At 43.6% G+C, this 691-nt stretch carries 3 tRNA genes and 1 rRNA gene; all 4 read left to right on the top strand.

Going from position 1 to position 691, the window contains the following annotated elements:
* Positions 1-66, top strand: a 16S ribosomal RNA gene (locus OQJ86_RS26385); the annotation flags it as partial.
* 89 nt (positions 67-155) lie between these two features.
* Positions 156-231: transfer RNA gene (locus OQJ86_RS26380), tRNA-Glu, on the top strand.
* Positions 232-233: 2 nt separating this feature from the next.
* A tRNA-Lys gene (locus OQJ86_RS26375) sits at positions 234-309 on the top strand.
* A 29-nt stretch (positions 310-338) separates the two neighbouring features.
* Positions 339-414, top strand: a tRNA-Val gene (locus OQJ86_RS26370).
* The last annotated feature ends 277 nt before the right edge of the window (positions 415-691 follow it).

Below are 691 nucleotides of genomic sequence, written 5' to 3'. Positions count from 1 at the left end.
TTCATGACTGGGGTGAAGTCGTAACAAGGTAGCGCTAGGGGAACCTGGCGCTGGATCACCTCCTTATACGATGATTACTCACGATGAGTGTCCACACAGATTGATACGGTTTATAAGTAAAAGAGACGAAGATATCCCAATATCTTCAATCCAGTGTCCCGTTCGTCTAGAGGCCTAGGACACCGCCCTTTCACGGCGGTAACAGGGGTTCGACTCCCCTACGGGATACCATTGGGTCGTTAGCTCAGTTGGTAGAGCAGTTGACTTTTAATCAATTGGTCGCAGGTTCGAATCCTGCACGACCCACCATTCTCTCCACGAGAATGAAAAAATAATGTGGGCGATTAGCTCAGTTGGGAGAGCACCTGCCTTACAAGCAGGGGGTCACTGGTTCGAGCCCGGTATCGCCCACCATTCTCTAAGTATTTTTGGATAGGAATTCCAAACCACTTCAGTAAGACGTATGTGGTTAGAATCTTCGACTCTGAAAGTCTTTAGAAAATGAACTTCTTAGGAAGTGATTTGCTCTTTAACAATTTGGAAAGCTGACAAAGTAATCTTTAAGATTACTTGTAAAGTTCTCAATGTTTGTCTTTATGACAAACACCAAAAAACACATTCAAGTGTTCTTGGGAATATCACTTTTAAGTGATTATTCGAAATTGAGTCCGGCAAAATCGAAATGTCTCTC

The organism is Vibrio sp. Sgm 5, from assembly GCF_026241575.1.
Classification (GTDB): Bacteria; Pseudomonadota; Gammaproteobacteria; order Enterobacterales; family Vibrionaceae; genus Vibrio; species Vibrio jasicida.
The sequence above is the reverse complement of the archived record's forward strand: the minus strand, read 5'-3'. Positions and strand labels throughout refer to the sequence as shown.